This is a genomic window from Paraburkholderia sp. GAS199 (genome assembly GCF_050436585.1).
Taxonomy (GTDB): domain Bacteria; phylum Pseudomonadota; class Gammaproteobacteria; order Burkholderiales; family Burkholderiaceae; genus Paraburkholderia.
Genome location: NZ_JBNDMM010000003.1, coordinates 881,271 through 899,252, shown reverse-complemented (window position 1 = coordinate 899,252; position 17,982 = coordinate 881,271). Strand labels below are relative to the sequence as shown.

Genomic DNA, 17,982 nt, shown 5'->3' with positions numbered 1-17,982 from the left:
GCACGGCCGGGCCACCGTCGACGATGACCCGACCGTGCATGACGACGCGCAAGCTCAGAGCAGCGCCACCACCCGCACGTCGCCCTGCTCCGCCGACGCCACGACTTTCTCGCCGATGCGCCGGAACGTGATCGACACGGACGAGTCGCCCACCTTCATATCGCCCACTTCGAGCCAGTCGATACCTTCGGGCAGCATGGGCTGCTCGATCAGCACTTCCTTGCGGGCGGCGTCGATCGTGATGCCGAGACAGGCTTCGAGCATCATGAACGGCGAGCCTGCCGCCCAGGCCTGCGGCAGACACGCCACCGGATAGGCGGTAGGCGGCTCGCCGCGCCGGCGCGGGAAACCGCAGAACAGCTCCGGCAAGCGCATATCGAAGTTGACCGCGGCCTGGAACAAGGCCTGCAACAAACGCACGGCCGCCGCCTTGCCGCCGTAACGCGAGAGGCCGCGCGCGCAGAGCGCATTGTCGTGCGGCCAGACCGAGCCGTTGTGATACGCCATCGGATTGAAACGCGCCTGACTGGCGGCCAGCGTACGGACACCCCAGCCGGTGTGAAACAGCGTGGAGTCGAGCGCATGCACGACCGCTTCGCCACGCTCGCGCGAAGGCAAACCGAACGCCAGCAGATGCCCCGCATTCGACGCCATCACGCGACACAGTTCGCCGTGGCCGTCGAGCGCGATGCCGTAGAAGCCGGCCTCTTCCATCCAGTACTTTTCTTCCACGCACTGACGGATTTTCTTCGCGCGCTCGCTGTAGGCGGCGGCCGGTTCGTGCAGGCCGCGCAGCCTGGCGAAGTGCGCCATGGTGTCGAAGGCGGCGCTTGCATAAGCCTGCACTTCGACCAGCGCAATCGGGCCGTCCGGGAAGCGGCCGTCGGCATGGAACACCGAATCGTGGCTGTCTTTCCAGCCCTGATTGGCAAGACCGCCGTCGGACTCGCGCTGATAGTCGAGCAGGCCGTAGCGGTTTTTATCGCATACGCCCGCCACCCACTGTGCCGCGCGCTCCAGCGCCGGCCACAGCTCGTCGATCAGCGCGAGGTCGCCCGTGCGAGCCACATAGGCGCCCGCCAGCACGATGAAGAGCGGCGTGGTGTCCACGCCGCCGTAGTAGAGCGCGAACGGCACCTCGCCCGTGGCGGCCATTTCGCCCTTGCGCATCTCGTGCATGATCTTGCCGGGCGCGGCGTCGCGGAACGGCGAATTCTCGCGAGCCTGGTGCTCGGCGAGAAAGCGCAGCACGCCGGCCGCCAGCTCGGGTTGCAGCCACAAGGTTTGCAACGACGTGATGACCGCATCGCGGCCGAACGGCGTGGAGAACCACGGTATGCCCGCGTACGGATAAGGCCCGGTGGCGAGATCTGTGGTAAGCAGACCGAGATCGGCAAGCGACCGGTCGATCCACGCGTTGAAGAGCGGATTGCTCGATCGCACGCGCGCCGTGGCACGGCGCCGCTCGCGCATCACGAGGTGCGCGTCGACCAGCGCGGCGCGCACTGCGGCGCGGCCTACGCGCGGGCGCTCGGCGTCGATCTGCGAAAGATGCGCCTCGCTCAGCGAATGCGTGGGCTGCGCGACGCCCGCGCCCGGCTTGTCGGCCTGTGCGACCACTTTCACCGCCACCGACAGATAGATGGACACGCATGCCTGCGCGGGCAGCTTCACCGTGTAGTCGGCGCGGTCGGCGAACAGCTTGTCGGGTTCCGGCGAGAAGGCGATCTGCACGTTGCGCGCGACGTCGTCGAGACCCACGTAACGCAGCACCACTTCCCTGTTTTCGACGCGCGCCGGTTCGATGCGGCCCTGCTTGTCGCGTTTCAGGCCGCGCACTTCGAACATGTCGCGGAAGTCGCTGGCGAACGAGATGGACAGCGGCACGACGGCGTCGCTCGTGCCGTAATTGGTGAGTTCGATGGCTTCGTTGAGCACTGTGCCCGAGAGCACGCGCACGCGCTCGACGTGAATCACGCCTTCGGGTGTGCTGTCGCCGCCGAGCGGCGGCAACGGACGATTCGTGAGGTGCGCGGTGAACGAGGTATTGTCGCTGCTGACACTGCCGGACAGCAGCGAAGGCGCGCGGCCGCCGAAGGTGAGGCGCAGCGCCGAAAGCACGCGTGTGTCGTTGACGAACAGACCGTCGTCGCGACCGGTGATATCGCCGAGCGGGTCGTTGACGATGAAGGTATCGCCCGACTTCAGCACATGCTGGGCCGCGCTCGCGACATTGAGATTTTCCGTCGGGATGAATGCGCCGTCCGGCTCGGGTTCGCGGTGATCGATTCCGCCCGAGTGGGTCAGGCCGCCGAGGGCTTCTGGCTGCTGCATCAGGGTCGCTCCTATGGTGTTCGCTTGGCGAGTACGGTTGCGGCCGCGCCGCGCATGCGGGATGCCGGCCGGTCGCTTCCGATTGTAGAGGGTCTGTGGGCGTCAGACGACCTTAACACACAGGAGTTCGCGTTTATTCACGCGCGAGTGTGGGCACGGTATGTGCAGGAATTTTCGGCATGATGACGGGGTGTGGCGCTACACGCGGCGCTACGTTTTTACCGTCATCCGATTGCCTTAAATCAGAACAACGAGCGGGCGCCACCAATGAAAACTGCGGGCCCCGGCGCTGACAGACATGTCAGACCAGGCACCCGCAGCATGCGCGGCATCGGCTGCCGCGCGAGAAAGGCTCAGACTGGATCAGCGCTGAGCGATCGGCTTCGCTTCACGTTGCGTCTCGCCGACAAACAGCTGACGCGGACGGCCGATTTTCTGTTCCGGATCGGCGATCATTTCGTTCCATTGCGCAATCCAGCCCACCGTGCGCGCCATCGCGAAGATGCAGGTGAACATGGCGGTGGGGATGCCGAGCGCGCGTTGCACGATGCCCGAGTAGAAGTCGACGTTCGGGTACAGCTTGCGCGACACGAAGTATTCGTCTTCCAGCGCGATTTTTTCCAATGCCATGGCGAGCTTGAACAGCGGGTCGTCGTGCAGACCCAGTTCTTCCAGCACTTCGTGGCAGGTTTCGCGCATCAGTTTGGCGCGCGGGTCGTAGTTCTTGTAGACACGATGACCGAAGCCCATCAGCTTCACGCCCGAGTTCTTGTCTTTCACCTTGGCGATGAATTCGGGAATGTTGTCGACCGAGCCGATTTCTTCCAGCATGTTCAGCGCGGCTTCGTTCGCGCCGCCGTGCGCCGGACCCCACAGGCAGGCAATACCCGCTGCGATACACGCAAACGGATTCGCACCCGACGAACCCGCCAGACGCACCGTGGAGGTGGACGCATTCTGTTCGTGATCGGCGTGCAGGATGAGGATACGGTCGAGCGCGCGCACCAGCACGTCGTTCACTTCGTATTCTTCGGCCGGGTTGGCGAACATCATGCGCATGAAGTTCGCGCTATACGACAGGTCGTTCTTCGGATAAACGAACGGCTGACCGACCGTGTACTTGTACGCCATCGCAACCAGCGTCGGCAGCTTCGCGATCATGCGGATCGCGGAAATCTCGCGGTGCTGCGGATTGTTGATGTCGAGCGAGTCGTGATAGAACGCCGACAGCGCGCCGACTGCCGCCACCAGAATGGCCATCGGGTGTGCGTCGCGACGGAAGCCGCGGAAGAAGAAATGCATCTGGTCGTGCACCATCGTGTGTTGCGTGACGGTGTGCACGAACTCCGCTTTCTGCTGTGCGTTGGGCAACTCGCCCTTGAGCAGCAGGTAGCAGGTTTCGAGGAAGTCGGCGTTCTGCGCGAGGTTATCGATCGGGTAGCCGCGATACAGCAGTTCGCCCTTGTCGCCGTCGATATACGTGATTTCGGAGTTGCATGCCGCCGTGGACATGAAGCCCGGGTCGTACGTGAACTTGCCGGTCTGGCCGTACAGCTTGCGGATGTCGATGACGTCCGGCCCAAGCGAGCCTTGATAGATCGGTAGATCGATAGTCTGATCGCTGTCGGAAAAGCTCAGCGTTGCGTGTGTCTTCGAGTTCATCTACACAGTCCTTTTACTTTCACATCGCACACGTGCCGGCATGCTCGATCGTCGCGTGGCATGCTCAGGCTCCGCTCGCCATTTTAAGGTCCAGGAGGCCTTTCATTGCGACGATTGGTCGCAACAATCCATCTCGGCTGGCGCAACATTCGTTGCCTGAAATATCCCGAAACACAAGATACGAAGCGTTATCCCAACTTCGTCCCGCGGTCCCGGTCAAACGAAAGTAAGCACGCTTACTGCAACAATGTTTTGCTGCCAGCGGGCAGCGAAAGTGCGGCGACTCTGCAATACTGAAGTGGTGTTTTGCTTCCCCTGCAAGCACATCGCTGTCTTTGGCCCGCCGTTACCGGCGGGCCTTTTTACTCGGCTGAAAACCCAGCTGAAAGAACAGGAAAAACCGATGAACGCCTCGCTCGAAACACTTTTTCCGGACCACGTCCATACCGAAGACAACATCGTCACTGCGCTGAATCATCAGGACATCGTCGTCGCTCTGTCGGCCGCCTTGAAAACGCAGGACGTCGCGGTACTCCACATGCTCTACCCGCGCACCGACGCTCGCACGCATCGCAGCCTCGATGCACTCGTGAACGCGCTGCATGGTCATGGCCTGCATGAAGTCGCAGATCTCGTCGCGCACGAAGCGCACTATCTGCTGTTCAAAGACCCCGTGAAGGCATGGAAAGCGTTTCACGAAATCCGCAACGACTCGCTCGCGATCGGCGTGCATCTGTATTACCACGGGCTCGTCGGCGAAGCGGCGGAAGTCGCGCTCGATAAAGACGCGCACCGCAAGGCGTGAATGCCTAAGGCGTTTTAGTCGACTGGATAAACTCGTCCACGTAACGATTGAACGCCGCCGGATGCGCCAGATTCATTCCGTGCGACGCGCCGCGAACCGTTTCGCGGCGCGCATCCGGCAACCAGCTTTGCAGCGCCGCCGCCGTGCGGCGAAACATGTCGGGGCTTTTCTCGCCGTCGATCAGCAGCACCGGCGCGCGCAGGTCGGCCGCTTCTTCCTGCACATAAGCCGGCAACGGATCGCGAAACTGCCGTGCGAGCGTGTGCGCGTTATCGGTTGCCATGCGGCGAAAACCCGGCGTGCTCATCGCCCAGAACCCCGGCCGGCTCACCGAGTCCACGAATAGCTGCAGACCCGCCTCCACTTCGCCCGTTTCGATCAATTGCGCGGCTTTGGCCCGCAAGGCGTTGACCGTTTCCGGCAGCCGTGCGTCCGCCCGGCCGGCAATCTGCAACGGACCGCCCGGGTCGGCCAGCGTCAAGGTGCGCAGGTGCTGCGGATAGCGCCGCGCGAAGTGATACGCCACGCATCCGCCGCGCGAATGACCCACGACATGCGCCGCTCCCGCACCGAGACACTCGATGAACTCGCCCACTTCGTCCGCGTGACGACTCCAGCTGAACGGCAGATCCGGCTTCGTATCGGTCGCGGGCCAGTAATGCGTGAGGCTCACCGCGACGCAGCGATACTGTTTCGACAGTCCGGCCAGTTGCGGCTGCCAGTAGCGGTAGTCGCACAACGAGCCGTGAACGAACAGCAGAAGCTCGCCCTCGCCCGCTTCGACATAAGGCATGCGCAAACCGCTGCGCAGTTCGATAAACGACGGGGACGACGTGGCGGCAGAGGAAGTCACGGATGGTTCGCAGACGGCGCGGCGTCGCCGTGAAATTCAGCGGCGCCGGCAAAAACAGATTGGGAAGAAAGCGCGTTTCGACGTCCCGACACATGGGACCACGCGTTCATTGTCACACAGCGGCCGATCTGGCGTGCCCGGCGGCACGCCCGGCGCGGTGCTTCATTCGCTGGCGAGTTCGTCGATCAGACCGGCCGCGGCGGCTGCACCCGCGCCGCGTACCGCGCAGGTGAGCGGTTCGTCGGCCACGCGCACATCGAGTCCGAGTTCGTTCGACAGACGGCGCCCGAGGTTGCCGAGCAGCGCGCCGCCGCCCGTCAGCACGATACCGTTGTGCGCGATATCGGTGACGAGTTCGGCCGGCGCCGTTTCAAGCGCGCGCTTGACCGCGCCGATCACCTGACGCAACGGGCCGTCGATCGCGTCGGCAATATCGTGGTTGCTCAGTTGTACCGTGCGCGGCAGGCCGTCGTCGACACTGCGGCCGGTGGCGTTCATCTGCTCGATCGGCACGTCACGCATCGCCGAACCGATGCTTTTCTTCACGTGCTCGGCGGTTTGCTCGCCCAGCAGCACACCGTACAGATTGCGCACATACGCGACGATCGCCATGTCGAACGTGTCGCCGCCCACGCGGATCGAGCCGCTGTACGCCGTGCCGCCCAGCGAAATCACGCCGACCTCGGTGGTGCCGCCGCCGATGTCGACCACCATCGAGCCGGTCGCTTCCGCCACCGGCAAGCCCGCGCCGACCGCCGACGCCAGTGATTCCCCGATCAGGCTCACCTTCCATGCGCCTGCCGCGACCGCGGCTTCCTTGATCGCGCGGCGCTCCACCTGCGTGGCTCCGGCCGGCACGCAAAGCGTGAACGCGGCGCGGCGGCTGAACAGCGGCCGCGGACGCGCCATGTCGACGAATTTGCGGATCATCTGCTCGGCGGCGGAGAAATCGGCGATGACGCCGTGACGCAGCGGACGGATGGCTTCGAGATTTTGCGGGGCGCGGCCGAGTAACTGGCGCGCTTCGGTGCCGACCGCGGCCACGCGTTTCTGGCCGGCGGCGGGTTCTTTCTGGAAACACACCACGGACGGCTGATTCAGCACGATGCCGTCGTGGTCGGTGTAAATGAGGGTGTTGGCCGTGCCGAGATCCACCGTCACGGATTGCCGGAAGAGTCGATCGAAAAGCGGGTAATACGGCGTCGGTCTGGCCATAGGAAGGCTCTGTATGTCGTTATCCGCCCTATCCGGGCAGTCTGGAAAATGCGCCCCCGGTCACCCGAGCCGCTTGGCACGCCTGGTCGGCGTTGCGCAGTCCGCGCGGCGGGGGTGATTTTCATACTAATGAGCAGTTAACGGCAAGCAGATCACAATCTTTAGGGCCACTTTTCATTCGGGGCCGTGTCAGTCCCGCGACAAAGCGCCCAAAGCGTGCTCCAGCGCCTCCTGGCCGAGCGCCACGCCGTCTGCGCTGATGGTGTGTCCGACACCCGGCAGCGCGTAGGCGTCGACGGTGTAGCCAGCATTGCTGAATGTCTGCGCGGCGTACTCCAGTTCCCGCACCGGAATCACCGTGTCGTCCTCGCCGTGCAGCAAGGTGAGCGGCGTGCCGTTCTGCACGACGATCGTCGAGGCGAGCCGCCCCGAATACGCCACCACGCCGGCCGCGCCTTCCGCACTCGTCGCGACGTGATGCATCGCCATGATCGAGCCTTGCGAGAAACCCACCAGTGCAAGCCGTCCGAAAGGCAGGCTGAGGCGCGCCAGTTCGGCTTCGAGCACGCCGCGCAGGGCCGGATAAGCGGCCTCGACGCGCGCCTGACGATTGCCTTCGTTGACGTCGCGCAGGCTGAACCATTGGCGTCCGCCGAAACCGCCGTCGAATTCGTCGGTGCCGTCGAGCGACACGAACGCGACGTCCGCGAGGCTCTCGCTCCAGATATCCGCGAGCGGCATCAGATCGCGCGCGTTGCTGCCCACGCCGTGCATCAGCACGACGAGGCCCTTGGCCGGCGCGGTGAGCGGCGCGCGGCGCCAGCCGTGTTCGAATTGTTCCCAGCTCATAGACGTTTCCTTTGTTTTTCGGTGCGATTCCGGCCCGCCTGGCGTGCCTCGTGCCCGGCGTTTCATGGTATCTGGGCGCGAGGATACGCCAGCGAAATTGTTTTCGCCGCCAAACCTGCCGCCGCCGACGACGCCCGAACGTGAATACAGGTATGCTTTTGCGAGCATTCGACGCCCGGAGAACTCCCGTTTGAGCCAGCCCAACGCCACGCCCGCCGCCACGCCGCCCGCACCGCCACCGCCCCTGCAGGGCGGCCAGCTCGTGCTGGCGACCATCGCCGTGGCGCTCGCCACCTTCATGAACGTGCTCGACACGTCCATCGCGAACGTGGCCATTCCCACCATTTCGGGCAATCTCGGCGTGTCGGTGGACGAAGGCACGTGGGTCATCACCGTGTTCGCCGCGGCCAACGCCGTGTCGATTCCGCTGACCGGCTGGCTCACGCAGCGCATCGGCCAGGTCAAGCTGTTCGTCGGCGCGATTCTCTCGTTCGTGCTGGCTTCGTGGCTGTGCGGTATCGCGCCCACGCTGCCGATCCTGCTGGTCGCGCGGGTCTTTCAGGGCGCCGTGGCCGGTCCGCTGATTCCGCTCTCGCAGGCCATTCTGCTCGGCTCGTATCCAAAGGAAAAGTCGTCCACCGCGCTTGCCCTATGGGCCATGACCGCTACCGTCGGCCCGATTGCGGGTCCGGCGCTCGGCGGCTGGATCACGGATAGCTACAGCTGGTCGTGGATCTTCTACATCAATATTCCCGTCGGGATTTTCGCGGCCGGCGTCACGTGGATGATCTACCGCACGCGCGAATCGGCCACCCGCAAGCCGCCCATCGACGTGGTGGGTCTGGGCCTGCTGATCACCTGGGTTGCCTCGCTGCAGATCATGCTCGACAAAGGCAAGGACCTCGACTGGTTCTCCTCGCCGGTGATCGTGATTCTCGGCATCACGGCGCTGATCAGCTTCGCGTTTTTCCTCGTGTGGGAATTGACCGAAGAGAATCCGATCGTCGATCTGCGTCTGTTCCAGCAGCGTAATTTTCTCGGCGGCACGATTGCGATTTCGGTCGCCTACGGCGTGTTTTTCGGCAACCTCGTGCTATTGCCGCAGTGGATGCAGGAGTATCTGAACTACCGTTCCGTGGACGCCGGTCTCGTCACCGCGCCGCTCGGCGTGTTCGCCGTGCTGCTCGCGCCGGTCATGGGCCGCGTGCTGCCGCGCTCGGATGCGCGCGTGATCGCCACGCTGGCGTTCATCGGCTTCGCGATCGTGTTTTACATGCGCTCGAAATACGTGGTGGAAATCGACACCTGGCATCTCGTGATTCCCACGCTGCTGCAGGGCATCCCGATGGCACTCTTCTTCGTGCCGCTCACGTCGATCATTCTGTCGGGGCAACCGCCGAACAAGATTCCGGCGGCCGCCGGCCTGTCGAATTTCGCGCGGGTGTTCTGCGGCGCGGTCGGCACGTCCATCGCCGGTAACGAGTGGAACAACCGCACGGTGCTGCATCACGAGCGCCTGACCGAGCACGCCAACGTCGACAACCCGTTGTTCAACCAGCAAATCGACTCCACGCAATCGCTGCTGCACATGAACACGCAGTCGGCGCATGCGCTGTTCGATTTCACGGTGAATACGCAGGCCGCGATGATGGGCCTGAACGACATCTTCTTCGTGTCGGCCATTATTTTTATTCTCATCATTCCGCTGATCTGGATCACGCGCCCGGCCAAGGGCGGCGGCGGACCGGATGCGGCCGGCGCGCACTGAGAGAACCGTCGGCGGCGGCCGGCGCTAACGGCGGCACGTCTGGGCCGCCGTTAGCGCAACTGCTCGCCGATCGTCTTCGTCAACGGCGACTCGACATCGCCCGTGTGCTTCGTCTCTTTCGGCTCGATGAGCACGATCCAGCATTCGTTTTCGGCAATCGGGTTGTGCAGCGTGGCGCGCGGCACCACGTGCATCGATCCGGCCGGCAAATCGACCACGCGACCGCCTTCGTATTCGATCTTCAGATGTCCGCGCACGACGAAGAACAGCTCGTCCTCGTGCGCATGGTCATGCCACACAAGTTGGCCGCGCACTTTGGCGACCTTGACGTACTGATCGTTGACCTGCGCGACGACTTTCGGCGACCAGTAGTCGGACACGTCGGCGAACGCGGCTTCGAGGTCGAACGACTCGGCAAAGGGATGGACTGACACGTTTATCTCCAGGTTGGAATGATGGATGCCGCGAGCAGCGCGCCCATCGCAAGATTGAGGATGCGCCAATGCAGCGGCGTGCGCAAAAGCCGCGCGAGCAGCATGCCGAGCGCGCACCACAGCGCGAGCGACACGCACGCGGCGAGGCCGAACGCCGTACCGAGCAGAAGCGCGAGCCGGCTCGGGCTGCTCGCCAGCAATGCAAAAGACGCCGCGGCGCCCACCGTCATCGCCCAGCTTTTCGGATTGAGCCACAGCAGCAGGAAGCCGTTCACCAGCGTGATCGGTTTCGCGGGGCCGCTGCCGGCGCTTGGCGCGTCGCTTCGCGCGATTCGCCAGGCAAGCCACAACAGATACGCGGAACCGAGCGCTTTCACCCCCGTCTGCAACGCGGGCAAGGCGAGCAGCAGCCTGCCGAGCCCGAGCGCGGCAACGGCGGCGAGCGACGCGAGCGCCAGAGCGATGCCGAGCATCAGCGGAATCGAGCGCGCAAAGCCGAAGCGGCCGCCCGACGCGGTCGCGAGCATGGTCGCGCCACCGGGCGTCACGGTCGCGACGGCGACGAACAGGAGAAGCGGCAGGATCGAGGTCATCGGTACAGGTCGGAGTGGTTTCGCCTCGGCACTGTACGGATTGCGCACGCATCAGAAAAGGCAATAATATTGATGCCATCCATTACGGCGCATAATGCATCGATGAGCAGAAACCTCGACCTCGATCTGATCCGCACCTTCGTCACCGTTGCCGACAGCGGCAGCATGACGGTCTCCGCCAATCTGCTGCACATGACGCAAGGCGCCGTCAGCCAGCAGGTCAAACGGCTCGAAGAGGGACTGGACTGCCTGCTGTTCGTGCGCAAGACGCGCAAGCTAGAACTGTCGCGCCAGGGCGAGCAGTTTCTCGTCAAGGCGCGCCAGATGCTGCGTCTGAACGACGAAATCTGGGCCGACATGACGGCGCAGTCGCTGGGCGGCAGCTTACGCGTCGGCGTGCCCTACGATCTCGTGACGCCGCTCGCGCCGGCCATGAAAGCGTTCGCCGAGGCGCATCCGCGCGTGGAGATTTCGCTCGTGTGCGCGGCGTCGCCGGAACTCGATGAAGCGGTGACGAGCGGACGCGTCGACGTGTCGCTGGTCGAGTACGTCGCGAGCGAGGCCGAAGGCGAAGTGATCCGCGTCGAACCGCTGGTGTGGGTGAAAGGCCGCGGCAGCGAGGCGTGGCAGAAACGGCCCTTACCGCTCTCGATGGTGGACGAACGCTGCGCGTTCCGTCCGGTGGTGCTCGGCGCGCTCGCGAACCGGGACATTGCGTGGCGCACGGTGTTCGAGAGCGGCAATATCGAAGCGACCGCCGCCACCGTGCGCGCGGGCCTCGCGGTCACGGCGTGGCTGGTCTCGACGGTGCCGTCCGATCTGGAAACGATCGCGCCGCACACGGCTGGCTTGCCGCCCTTACCGCCCTTCGCGATCTGCCTGCGACTGCCTTCGGCGGTCTCGCCCGCGGCGCTGGAATTCGCGCGCCACGTGCGCGAATCGATGTCGAACAAGGCGGCGGCCACGCATTCGAGGCTCGCGGTTATCGGCTGACGAGTCGATTGTGAATCGCGCAGACGGGTGGCTTCCGGCTGGCGAGACACGCGCTCGGCTTCGTGCTCGGCTTCGACGCAACCTCAACGGTCTCTCAGAACAGTTTCACCCGTACGGGGATTCGTCAGCGTGACGTTTTCGAGCGCCTTGATGCGCCATTCGCCAGACTGCCGCGTCAACACCGCGAGAATCAGCGTATCGACCACGTGCGGGCCGGCCGGATGCGCCGCGCCGGCTGCGAGGCGGCTCCAGAAATGCACGATCGCGGCATCGTCGCCGAGCGCAACCACGTCGATCAGTTCGTTCGTCAGCGTGGAGTCGCGATAAATGGTTTCATGGATCGGCGCGTGCAAGTCGATAATCGCTTCGACGCCGCGCACGTAATGCCCGAACCGGTTCACGAACGTGGCGTCCTCACAGAACAACGCGCCGAGCGACGGCATGTCGTGACGATTCCATGCGTGTTGAAACGCATGCGGCGCGTCGTCGGGATGGGTCATTGGCATGTCGGGTCCTCGCGAATGCCGCGTCGTTTCGTTCGCGTCCGGAAGGGCGCGAAACGCGCGCGGCGAGACAAAATCTTACCGCAGCGCGACCCTGCTCTCCGGCTCATGCCGGTTCATTTTGCCTCGACAAACGCGTGCGTTCGAAACGCCACGGCGCGAGTCCACATGACGCCGCTCTTAGCTGCTAACCATTCCCGCCATGCCATAGCGTCAGTTTGTTCGACACGACGAGCACGCCCGGCACGGCCCGCGTGATCTGCTCGGCCAGATGTATCTGATCGGCGCTATGCACGGTTCCGCTCAGGAAAACCGCGCCGTCGTGCGCGCGGACGAACACGCCCGCCGCGTTGAAGCCGGGCGCCTGCGCCAGCGCCCGCCGCACGGCTCTCGCGAGGCCGCCGTCGGTGCGGGTATCGATGTCGGCGCCAGGTAATTGCGGCGGCGCCGGTCCGGTGTAGGTCGGCCCGGTCTGCACGCACGCGGACAACACCAACGCGACACCCGCGCTTGCCCACAGCATCCGTACGAGTTTGCAGGTCATGAGCTTGATCCGGTGGCAAATCGCGGCACGCGCCACGACACTGCGCAGAAAGACCTATCGAAGCGGCAGCGACGCGTTCGATACGCAACTGCACGCGCGCCCCGTCAACTATCGCTGCGCCGTCGCGACACCATCGAGTTTTGCCGGGGACCGCCACAAGCATACGCTGCCTGACAAGCCGTGCGTATCCAGGCGATACGCGGCTCGCCTGCGCCGGATCTCAGAACGCGAACAGAACCCGCTTGCCATTTTGAAGGCAGACAAAAAGCGGTAAAACAAAACAGCGATGTCCATGCCGATGCATCGCCCGACGTCCGTATTTTGCGTCCGCCGTGCTGTATAAAGACATTATCGAAGACACCCGTCACCGACCATGCAAGCCGAAAAAACCGCGAGGCGCGCACGCGTGCTCGACCCTGTGGAGCGAGTCACCGAGGTTGTTTTCGGTGTCCTCATGGCGCTGACATTCACCGGCACACTGAGCGTTGCCACGGCCGGTCGCGAACAGGTTCGTACGATGATGTTGACGGCGCTCGGCTGCAATCTCGCCTGGGGTCTCGCGGACGCGGTGATGTACCTGATCCGCACATTCATCGCGCGGCGCCGGCAGCTTGCCCTGCTGCTGCAACTGCGCGCGACCGGCGAGGAGACTCGCGCGCACCGGTTGATCGTCGACGTGCTTCCGCCCTTGCTCGGCGAGAACATGGAGCCGGTGGCAATCGAGTCCTTGCGTCGACGCCTGCTCGCCGCGCCATTGCCGGGAACAGGTCTCGTCTCCCGCGATTATCTCGGCGCGTTCGGCGTATTCGGCTTCGTCGTGCTGGCGACGTTTCCCGTCGTGATACCGTTTATTTTCGTCGGTCAAACGGCGCTGGCGCTGCGGCTATCCAATCTTCTCGCCATCTGCACACTGTTCTTCTGCGGCCGCGCGCTCGGCCGGCACACCAGCGGACGACCCTGGGCTTACGGCCTCGCGATGATGTGCATCGGCGCGGCGCTGGTTGGCAGCATCATCGCGCTGGGCGGCTAACCGCCGTCAGTGTCCGTACTCCCGCATGATCGACACATTGATCGTGCGGCCTTTCCAGAACATATTCTGTATGCGCGGCTGCAGCGCGCGCAATGCGGCTTCGTCCAGATCGTTGAACGTGAGCAGCACGCCGGGGCGTGAACCCGTACCGGGTACGTGCTTTATCTCATCGAAAGCGGGGAATCCGTACTTCGTCACGAATTCCCGAATTTCGTCATCCGACGTGCCCTCTTCGATGTTGCCTATCATCAGGTCGGCCATCATGTTCTCCTGCGAGTCGTCGACATAAGCTGGACATGCGCCACGCGGTCCAGGCGGTCATGGACCAGCTTGCCGCCGCCCTTCCCGATATCGGACAACGACCTGATCCAGGTTGTAAAACATTCGCTCGCGGCCGAGTGTGTCGCCGAGCGGCGAACGTTGCACCATGGCGAGCACGCCGGGGTTGAGTCCGGCCAGCCACAGCGCGACACCCGCGTTGCGCATTCGCTTCTCGGCGTCCATCAACATGCGCAGCGCCGTGTATTCGATATCGAAGACGCCGCCCATATCGAGCACGACAATCGACGGCTTCGCCACCGCGATGCGCTGGCGGATTTTCTGGGCGATGTTGTCTGCGTTGGCGAAGAAAACGCGTCCCTCGGGGCGCAATAACAGCATGCCGGGAAACGACTCGTCGTCCGGATGCGCGACCGAAGCCGGACGAAAGACGTTGCTGTCGCGTTTGCGCACGAGTTCATGAACGGGCGGATCGGACACCTGATACGCAAGCGCCGCCAGCGACACCACGATCGCGACAAGAATGCCCTGCAACGTGCCCAGCAGCACCACACCCGCCAGCGCGACCAGCGCCCAGATCAGCTCGGTGCGCCGTACCGCGAGAATCGCGCGGAATTCCGCGGGTTCGAACAGGCCGATCGAATACACGATCACGATGGCGGCCAAGGTCGCATGCGGAATCATGCCGATCAGCGGCGCCAGCAGCACCATCACGCCAAGCGCGACAGCCGCCGTCACGCAACCGGCGGCCTGACTGCGCGCGCCCGCGCTGCGGTTCACCGCCGTCTGCGTGGTGCCGCCACCGGCGGGCATCGCGCCGAATAGCGCGCCGCCCAGATTCGCGAGACCCGTGGCGAGCAATTCGCGGTTGGCGCCCGGCGTGGGTTCGCCGTCTCTCACGAAGGCACGGCCTGCCGCAATGGTCTCGGTGAAACTCATCAAGGCCGTACCGAGCGCGACGGGCCACAACTCGCCGATCAACGCGAGATCGGGGATGGTCAGCGACGGCAAACCCGTCGGCACATAACCGACCGTGCCGACGCCACGCGCTGCCAGCCCGAACAGACTCGCGCAAGCGATAGCGCCCGCCACGGCAATGAGCGGCGCGGGAGCACGCGGAAGAAACCGCTTCATGCCAATGAGGACGACTAGCGTGAGCGCGCCGACGAACAGGGTCAGCGGCGAAGCATGCGGCAAACCCTGGGCGATCGCCACGACGTTGTGCAGAAACGAAGCCTTGGGAAAATGAATGCCAAGTAGCTTCGGAAGCTGATCGACCACGATGACAATGGCAATGCCCGCCTTGAATCCAATCAATACGGGTTCCGAAATAAAATTCGCGGTAAAACCCAGCCGCAAAGCGGAGGCCAGTGCCAGGATCACGCCGACCATCGCGGTCAGCGTTGCGGTCGCGACGATGAGCCCGGCGGCATTGCCGTCCGGCACGGCTCGCGCCAGTGCAGCGGCGACGAGAATCGCGAGGGTGGTGGTCGTGCTGACGCTCAGCGGTCTCGACGTACCGGTGAATGCGTAAATGAGCATCGGCACGAATGCCGTGTACAACCCGACCTGTACCGGCAATCCGGCCACCGTGGCGTACGCGAGCGCCTTCGGAATCACGACGGCCGCCGCCGTACAACCCGCAATCAGGTCCGGCTTCGCCCATGCCCTGTCGTAATGGACAATCCATTCCGGCATCAGATGAGGCGGCCTGCCGGTGGAATGCTTCGACGTGTCGTCAGCCATCGTACTTTCCCGCTACCTGCTCGAACTCGCCTCTCCCGGCCGCGCGTGCAGCAAACCATGCAGACGTGGCGAGGCGAGCGGTCTCATCAGTACTTCTCCGGAACGAAGCGGTACGGGTAATCGGGTTCGGTGTAGTCGCCAGCTTTCTGCCGTTTGGGCAAGGTGATTTTTTCACGCGGCAGCGCCTTGTACGGCACGCTGTCCAGCAGATGCCGGATGATATTCAGGCGCACACGACGCTTGTTATTGGAATTGGCAACGAACCAGGGCGCGATATCGGTGTCGGTGGCCTTGAACATGTCGTCTCGTGCGCGCGAGTAGTCGTACCAGCGGCTATAGGAATCGAGGTCCATTTTCGAGAGCTTCCAGTGTTTGCGCTCGTCGTGAATCCGCGCTTCGAGGCGGCGGGTCTGCTCTGCTTCGCTCACTTCGAGCCAGTACTTGAGCAGAATGACACCCGATTGAATGATGGCCCGCTCCACGAGCGGCACCGCCTTCAGAAACTCCGCCACCTGCGCTTCGGTGCAAAAGCCCATCACGCGCTCGACACCCGCGCGGTTGTACCAGCTGCGATCGAACAGCACCACTTCGCCGGCCGCCGGCAGATGCGGCAAATAACGTTGCACGTACATCTGACTCTTTTCGCGTTCAGTGGGCGTCGGCAAGGCAACCACGCGAAAAATACGCGGACTCACGCGCTCGGTGATCGCCTTGATGGTTCCGCCTTTTCCCGCGCCGTCGCGTCCTTCGAAAACAATGCATATCTTCGTGCCGGTCTGCACGACCCACTCCTGCAATTTGACCAGTTCTCCGTGCAGGCGCGCCAGTTCCTTGTCGTAGTCTTCGCGCGACAAGGGCGCCTGCCCCGCTGGGTCTTCGGACTTTTTGCGTCGATCGGCCATTGCTCTCACTCCGGTAAAGACCCGCCACTACTGCGCAGGCACCGACGGCCCCGAAGTACTCGCGGGAACCGTGGCACTCTGCCTGGGTGCGGGCGTCAAGCCGCCGCCCAGCGCCAGATAGAGATTGGCCAGCTGCATGCGCTGCTCGCTTTGCACGCGTAGCAGCGTCGAACGGGACGAGACGTACACCAGCTGCTGTTGCGCCACGCCGCGCAGATCGCCCGAGCCCACCTTGTAGCGCACCGTCTGCAACGCGAAAAGCCGTTCGTTTTCCGTGGCCGCTTGCGAGAGCAGCAGTTCGCGCTCGCGCAGCGCGGATTCCGCCGACAGCGCATTTTCGACTTCCCCGAACGCCTGCAGCGCGATCTGTCCGTAACTCGCGAGAGCCTGATTCTGTTCGCCGGTCCGGAGGTCCGCCTGCGCCTGAAGCGCCCCGCCCTGAAACAAGGGCAGAAGAATGCCGGCGCCGAGACTCCACGTCGGATTGTCGCGATCCGCGAGCAGGAACAATTCGCTCGACACGCTGAGCAGACCCGCGCTCAGATTCACGCGCGGAAGCCGCGCGGCATTGGCCTGCTTCTGCAGATCGAAGGCGGCCGCGATGCGCCGCTCGGCGGCAATGACGTCGGGACGCCGCTCCAGCAATTCGGACGGCACGCCCGCGGGCAGCACGGCGGGCAAGGGCCCGAACTTGCCCGGCACGGCCAGTTCGGCGGCGGGATAACGACCTACCAGCAACTCCAGCGCGCGGATCGACTGGTCGCGTACCAGCTTCATCTGACGCGCGGCGTCGCGATAGGTCTGCGCGGAGACATCGGCATTGCCGACATCGATCTCGGTGCCGCCGCCGATCCGCAGACGCTGCCGGGCAAGCTCGCGGAGCTGGTCCGCGTGACGGATCATTTCCGTCGCCAGATCGTATTGCTGCTGCGCTTCGATCGCGCCGAACCATGCCTTCACCACCAGCGCCGCAATCGACTGCCGCGCGTATTGCGCGTCCGCGAGTGCCGACGCGTACTGGTCCTGCGCGGCCCGCACGCCGTAGCGCACACGTCCCCACAGATCGATCTCCCACGACGCCGACACGATCCAGCCCTTCAGCCCGGAACCGTCGCCGCCCAGTTTTCCGCCTGGCCGCGCGAGAAAGGTCGCCGCCGGATACAACTCGCCGCCGGCCACGCGCACATAGGCCGCCGCCTGCTCGACCCGCGCGGCAGCCACCCGCAGATTGGCGTTGTAGACGAGCGCTTCGTCGACCAGCGCAACCAGCGCGGGATCGCCGAAGCTCGCAACCCAGTTGCCCTGCACGCTGCCGGCCACGGCGCCGTCGGCCGTCCAGGCAGCGGGCACGTTTGCATTGCTCATGCTGTCGCGCTGGATATCCGAGGTCACCGGCGGGTCCTTGAGCGCACACGCAGCCGCCAGCAACAGCGGCGCCAGAGCGGGAAGCTTGTGGCGAAGCGCGCGCATCG

At 64.2% G+C, this 17,982-nt stretch carries 18 protein-coding genes; 5 read left to right on the top strand and 13 right to left on the bottom strand.

Annotated features, from left to right (window positions below; genetic code table 11):
• Positions 1-54: 54 nt before the first annotated feature.
• Together P3T18_RS15650 and gltA are read right to left on the bottom strand one after the other, a co-directional pair.
• Entirely contained in the window at positions 55-2,334 is a 2,280-nt protein-coding gene (locus tag P3T18_RS15650) for an amylo-alpha-1,6-glucosidase (RefSeq protein ID WP_429300819.1), read from the bottom strand.
• Between the two features lie 363 nt (positions 2,335-2,697).
• Positions 2,698-3,996 carry a citrate synthase gene (gltA, locus tag P3T18_RS15645; RefSeq protein WP_429300818.1) on the bottom strand — a complete coding sequence of 433 codons (1,299 nt, stop codon included), beginning with the start codon at positions 3,994-3,996 and terminating at the stop codon, positions 2,698-2,700.
• Between the two features lie 403 nt (positions 3,997-4,399).
• On the opposite strand from gltA, the gene P3T18_RS15640 reads away from it, so the two are divergent.
• Positions 4,400-4,801, top strand: a complete 402-nt coding sequence (locus P3T18_RS15640; RefSeq protein ID WP_429300817.1) for a hypothetical protein — start codon at positions 4,400-4,402, stop codon at positions 4,799-4,801.
• Positions 4,802-4,805: 4 nt separating this feature from the next.
• Here the strand turns inward: P3T18_RS15640 and P3T18_RS15635 are convergent, their stop codons facing one another.
• The 3 genes from P3T18_RS15635 to P3T18_RS15625 form a co-directional block, all read right to left on the bottom strand.
• Positions 4,806-5,594, bottom strand: a complete 789-nt coding sequence (locus P3T18_RS15635; protein ID WP_429301110.1) for an alpha/beta fold hydrolase — start codon at positions 5,592-5,594, stop codon at positions 4,806-4,808.
• Between the two features lie 222 nt (positions 5,595-5,816).
• Positions 5,817-6,869 (bottom strand): rod shape-determining protein, encoded by a 1,053-nt coding sequence (locus P3T18_RS15630; protein ID WP_429300816.1) that lies wholly within the window; start codon positions 6,867-6,869, stop codon positions 5,817-5,819.
• A gap of 189 nt (positions 6,870-7,058) precedes the next feature.
• Positions 7,059-7,718 carry an alpha/beta hydrolase gene (locus P3T18_RS15625; protein ID WP_429300815.1) on the bottom strand — a complete coding sequence of 220 codons (660 nt, stop codon included), beginning with the start codon at positions 7,716-7,718 and terminating at the stop codon, positions 7,059-7,061.
• 190 nt (positions 7,719-7,908) lie between these two features.
• Here P3T18_RS15625 and P3T18_RS15620 point away from each other — a divergent pair, with 190 nt between their 5' ends.
• The gene (locus P3T18_RS15620; RefSeq protein WP_429300814.1) at positions 7,909-9,486 is read left to right on the top strand and encodes a DHA2 family efflux MFS transporter permease subunit; all 1,578 of its coding nucleotides are present in this window, start codon (positions 7,909-7,911) and stop codon (positions 9,484-9,486) included.
• A 50-nt stretch (positions 9,487-9,536) separates the two neighbouring features.
• On the opposite strand, the gene P3T18_RS15615 is transcribed toward P3T18_RS15620, so the two are convergent.
• Positions 9,537-9,920 carry a cupin domain-containing protein gene (locus P3T18_RS15615; protein ID WP_429300813.1) on the bottom strand — a complete coding sequence of 128 codons (384 nt, stop codon included), beginning with the start codon at positions 9,918-9,920 and terminating at the stop codon, positions 9,537-9,539.
• 2 nt (positions 9,921-9,922) lie between these two features.
• Positions 9,923-10,513: a LysE family translocator gene (locus P3T18_RS15610; RefSeq protein WP_429300812.1), complete on the bottom strand. Its 591-nt coding sequence runs from the start codon at positions 10,511-10,513 to the stop codon at positions 9,923-9,925.
• Positions 10,514-10,615: 102 nt separating this feature from the next.
• On the opposite strand from P3T18_RS15610, the gene P3T18_RS15605 reads away from it, so the two are divergent.
• Positions 10,616-11,506 carry a LysR substrate-binding domain-containing protein gene (locus tag P3T18_RS15605; protein WP_429300811.1) on the top strand — a complete coding sequence of 297 codons (891 nt, stop codon included), beginning with the start codon at positions 10,616-10,618 and terminating at the stop codon, positions 11,504-11,506.
• 83 nt (positions 11,507-11,589) lie between these two features.
• Here the strand turns inward: P3T18_RS15605 and P3T18_RS15600 are convergent, their stop codons facing one another.
• Together P3T18_RS15600 and P3T18_RS15595 are read right to left on the bottom strand one after the other, a co-directional pair.
• Positions 11,590-12,012 (bottom strand): YybH family protein, encoded by a 423-nt coding sequence (locus P3T18_RS15600; RefSeq protein WP_429300810.1) that lies wholly within the window; start codon positions 12,010-12,012, stop codon positions 11,590-11,592.
• A gap of 184 nt (positions 12,013-12,196) precedes the next feature.
• On the bottom strand, positions 12,197-12,553 hold the full coding sequence (locus P3T18_RS15595; protein WP_429300809.1) for a BON domain-containing protein: 357 nt from the start codon (positions 12,551-12,553) through the stop codon (positions 12,197-12,199).
• On the opposite strand from P3T18_RS15595, the gene P3T18_RS15590 reads away from it, so the two are divergent.
• Positions 12,552-12,827, top strand: coding sequence for a hypothetical protein (locus tag P3T18_RS15590; protein WP_429300808.1), 276 nt, complete (start codon positions 12,552-12,554; stop codon positions 12,825-12,827). The genes P3T18_RS15595 and P3T18_RS15590 overlap by 2 nt on opposite strands.
• Positions 12,828-13,007: 180 nt before the next feature.
• On the top strand, positions 13,008-13,583 hold the full coding sequence (locus tag P3T18_RS15585) for a hypothetical protein (protein WP_429300807.1): 576 nt from the start codon (positions 13,008-13,010) through the stop codon (positions 13,581-13,583).
• Positions 13,584-13,589: 6 nt separating this feature from the next.
• Here P3T18_RS15585 and P3T18_RS15580 read toward each other — a convergent pair whose 3' ends face one another.
• From P3T18_RS15580 to P3T18_RS15565, 4 genes are all read right to left on the bottom strand, one after another.
• Positions 13,590-13,847 (bottom strand): RNA recognition motif domain-containing protein, encoded by a 258-nt coding sequence (locus P3T18_RS15580; protein WP_429300806.1) that lies wholly within the window; start codon positions 13,845-13,847, stop codon positions 13,590-13,592.
• A 54-nt stretch (positions 13,848-13,901) separates the two neighbouring features.
• Positions 13,902-15,608: a SulP family inorganic anion transporter gene (locus P3T18_RS15575; protein ID WP_429300805.1), complete on the bottom strand. Its 1,707-nt coding sequence runs from the start codon at positions 15,606-15,608 to the stop codon at positions 13,902-13,904.
• Between the two features lie 86 nt (positions 15,609-15,694).
• A complete protein-coding gene (ppk2, locus tag P3T18_RS15570) occupies positions 15,695-16,510 on the bottom strand; it encodes a polyphosphate kinase 2 (protein WP_429300804.1) in 816 nt (271 codons plus the stop codon).
• 27 nt (positions 16,511-16,537) lie between these two features.
• Entirely contained in the window at positions 16,538-17,980 is a 1,443-nt protein-coding gene (locus P3T18_RS15565) for a TolC family protein (protein ID WP_429300803.1), read from the bottom strand.
• Positions 17,981-17,982: the final 2 nt, after the last annotated feature.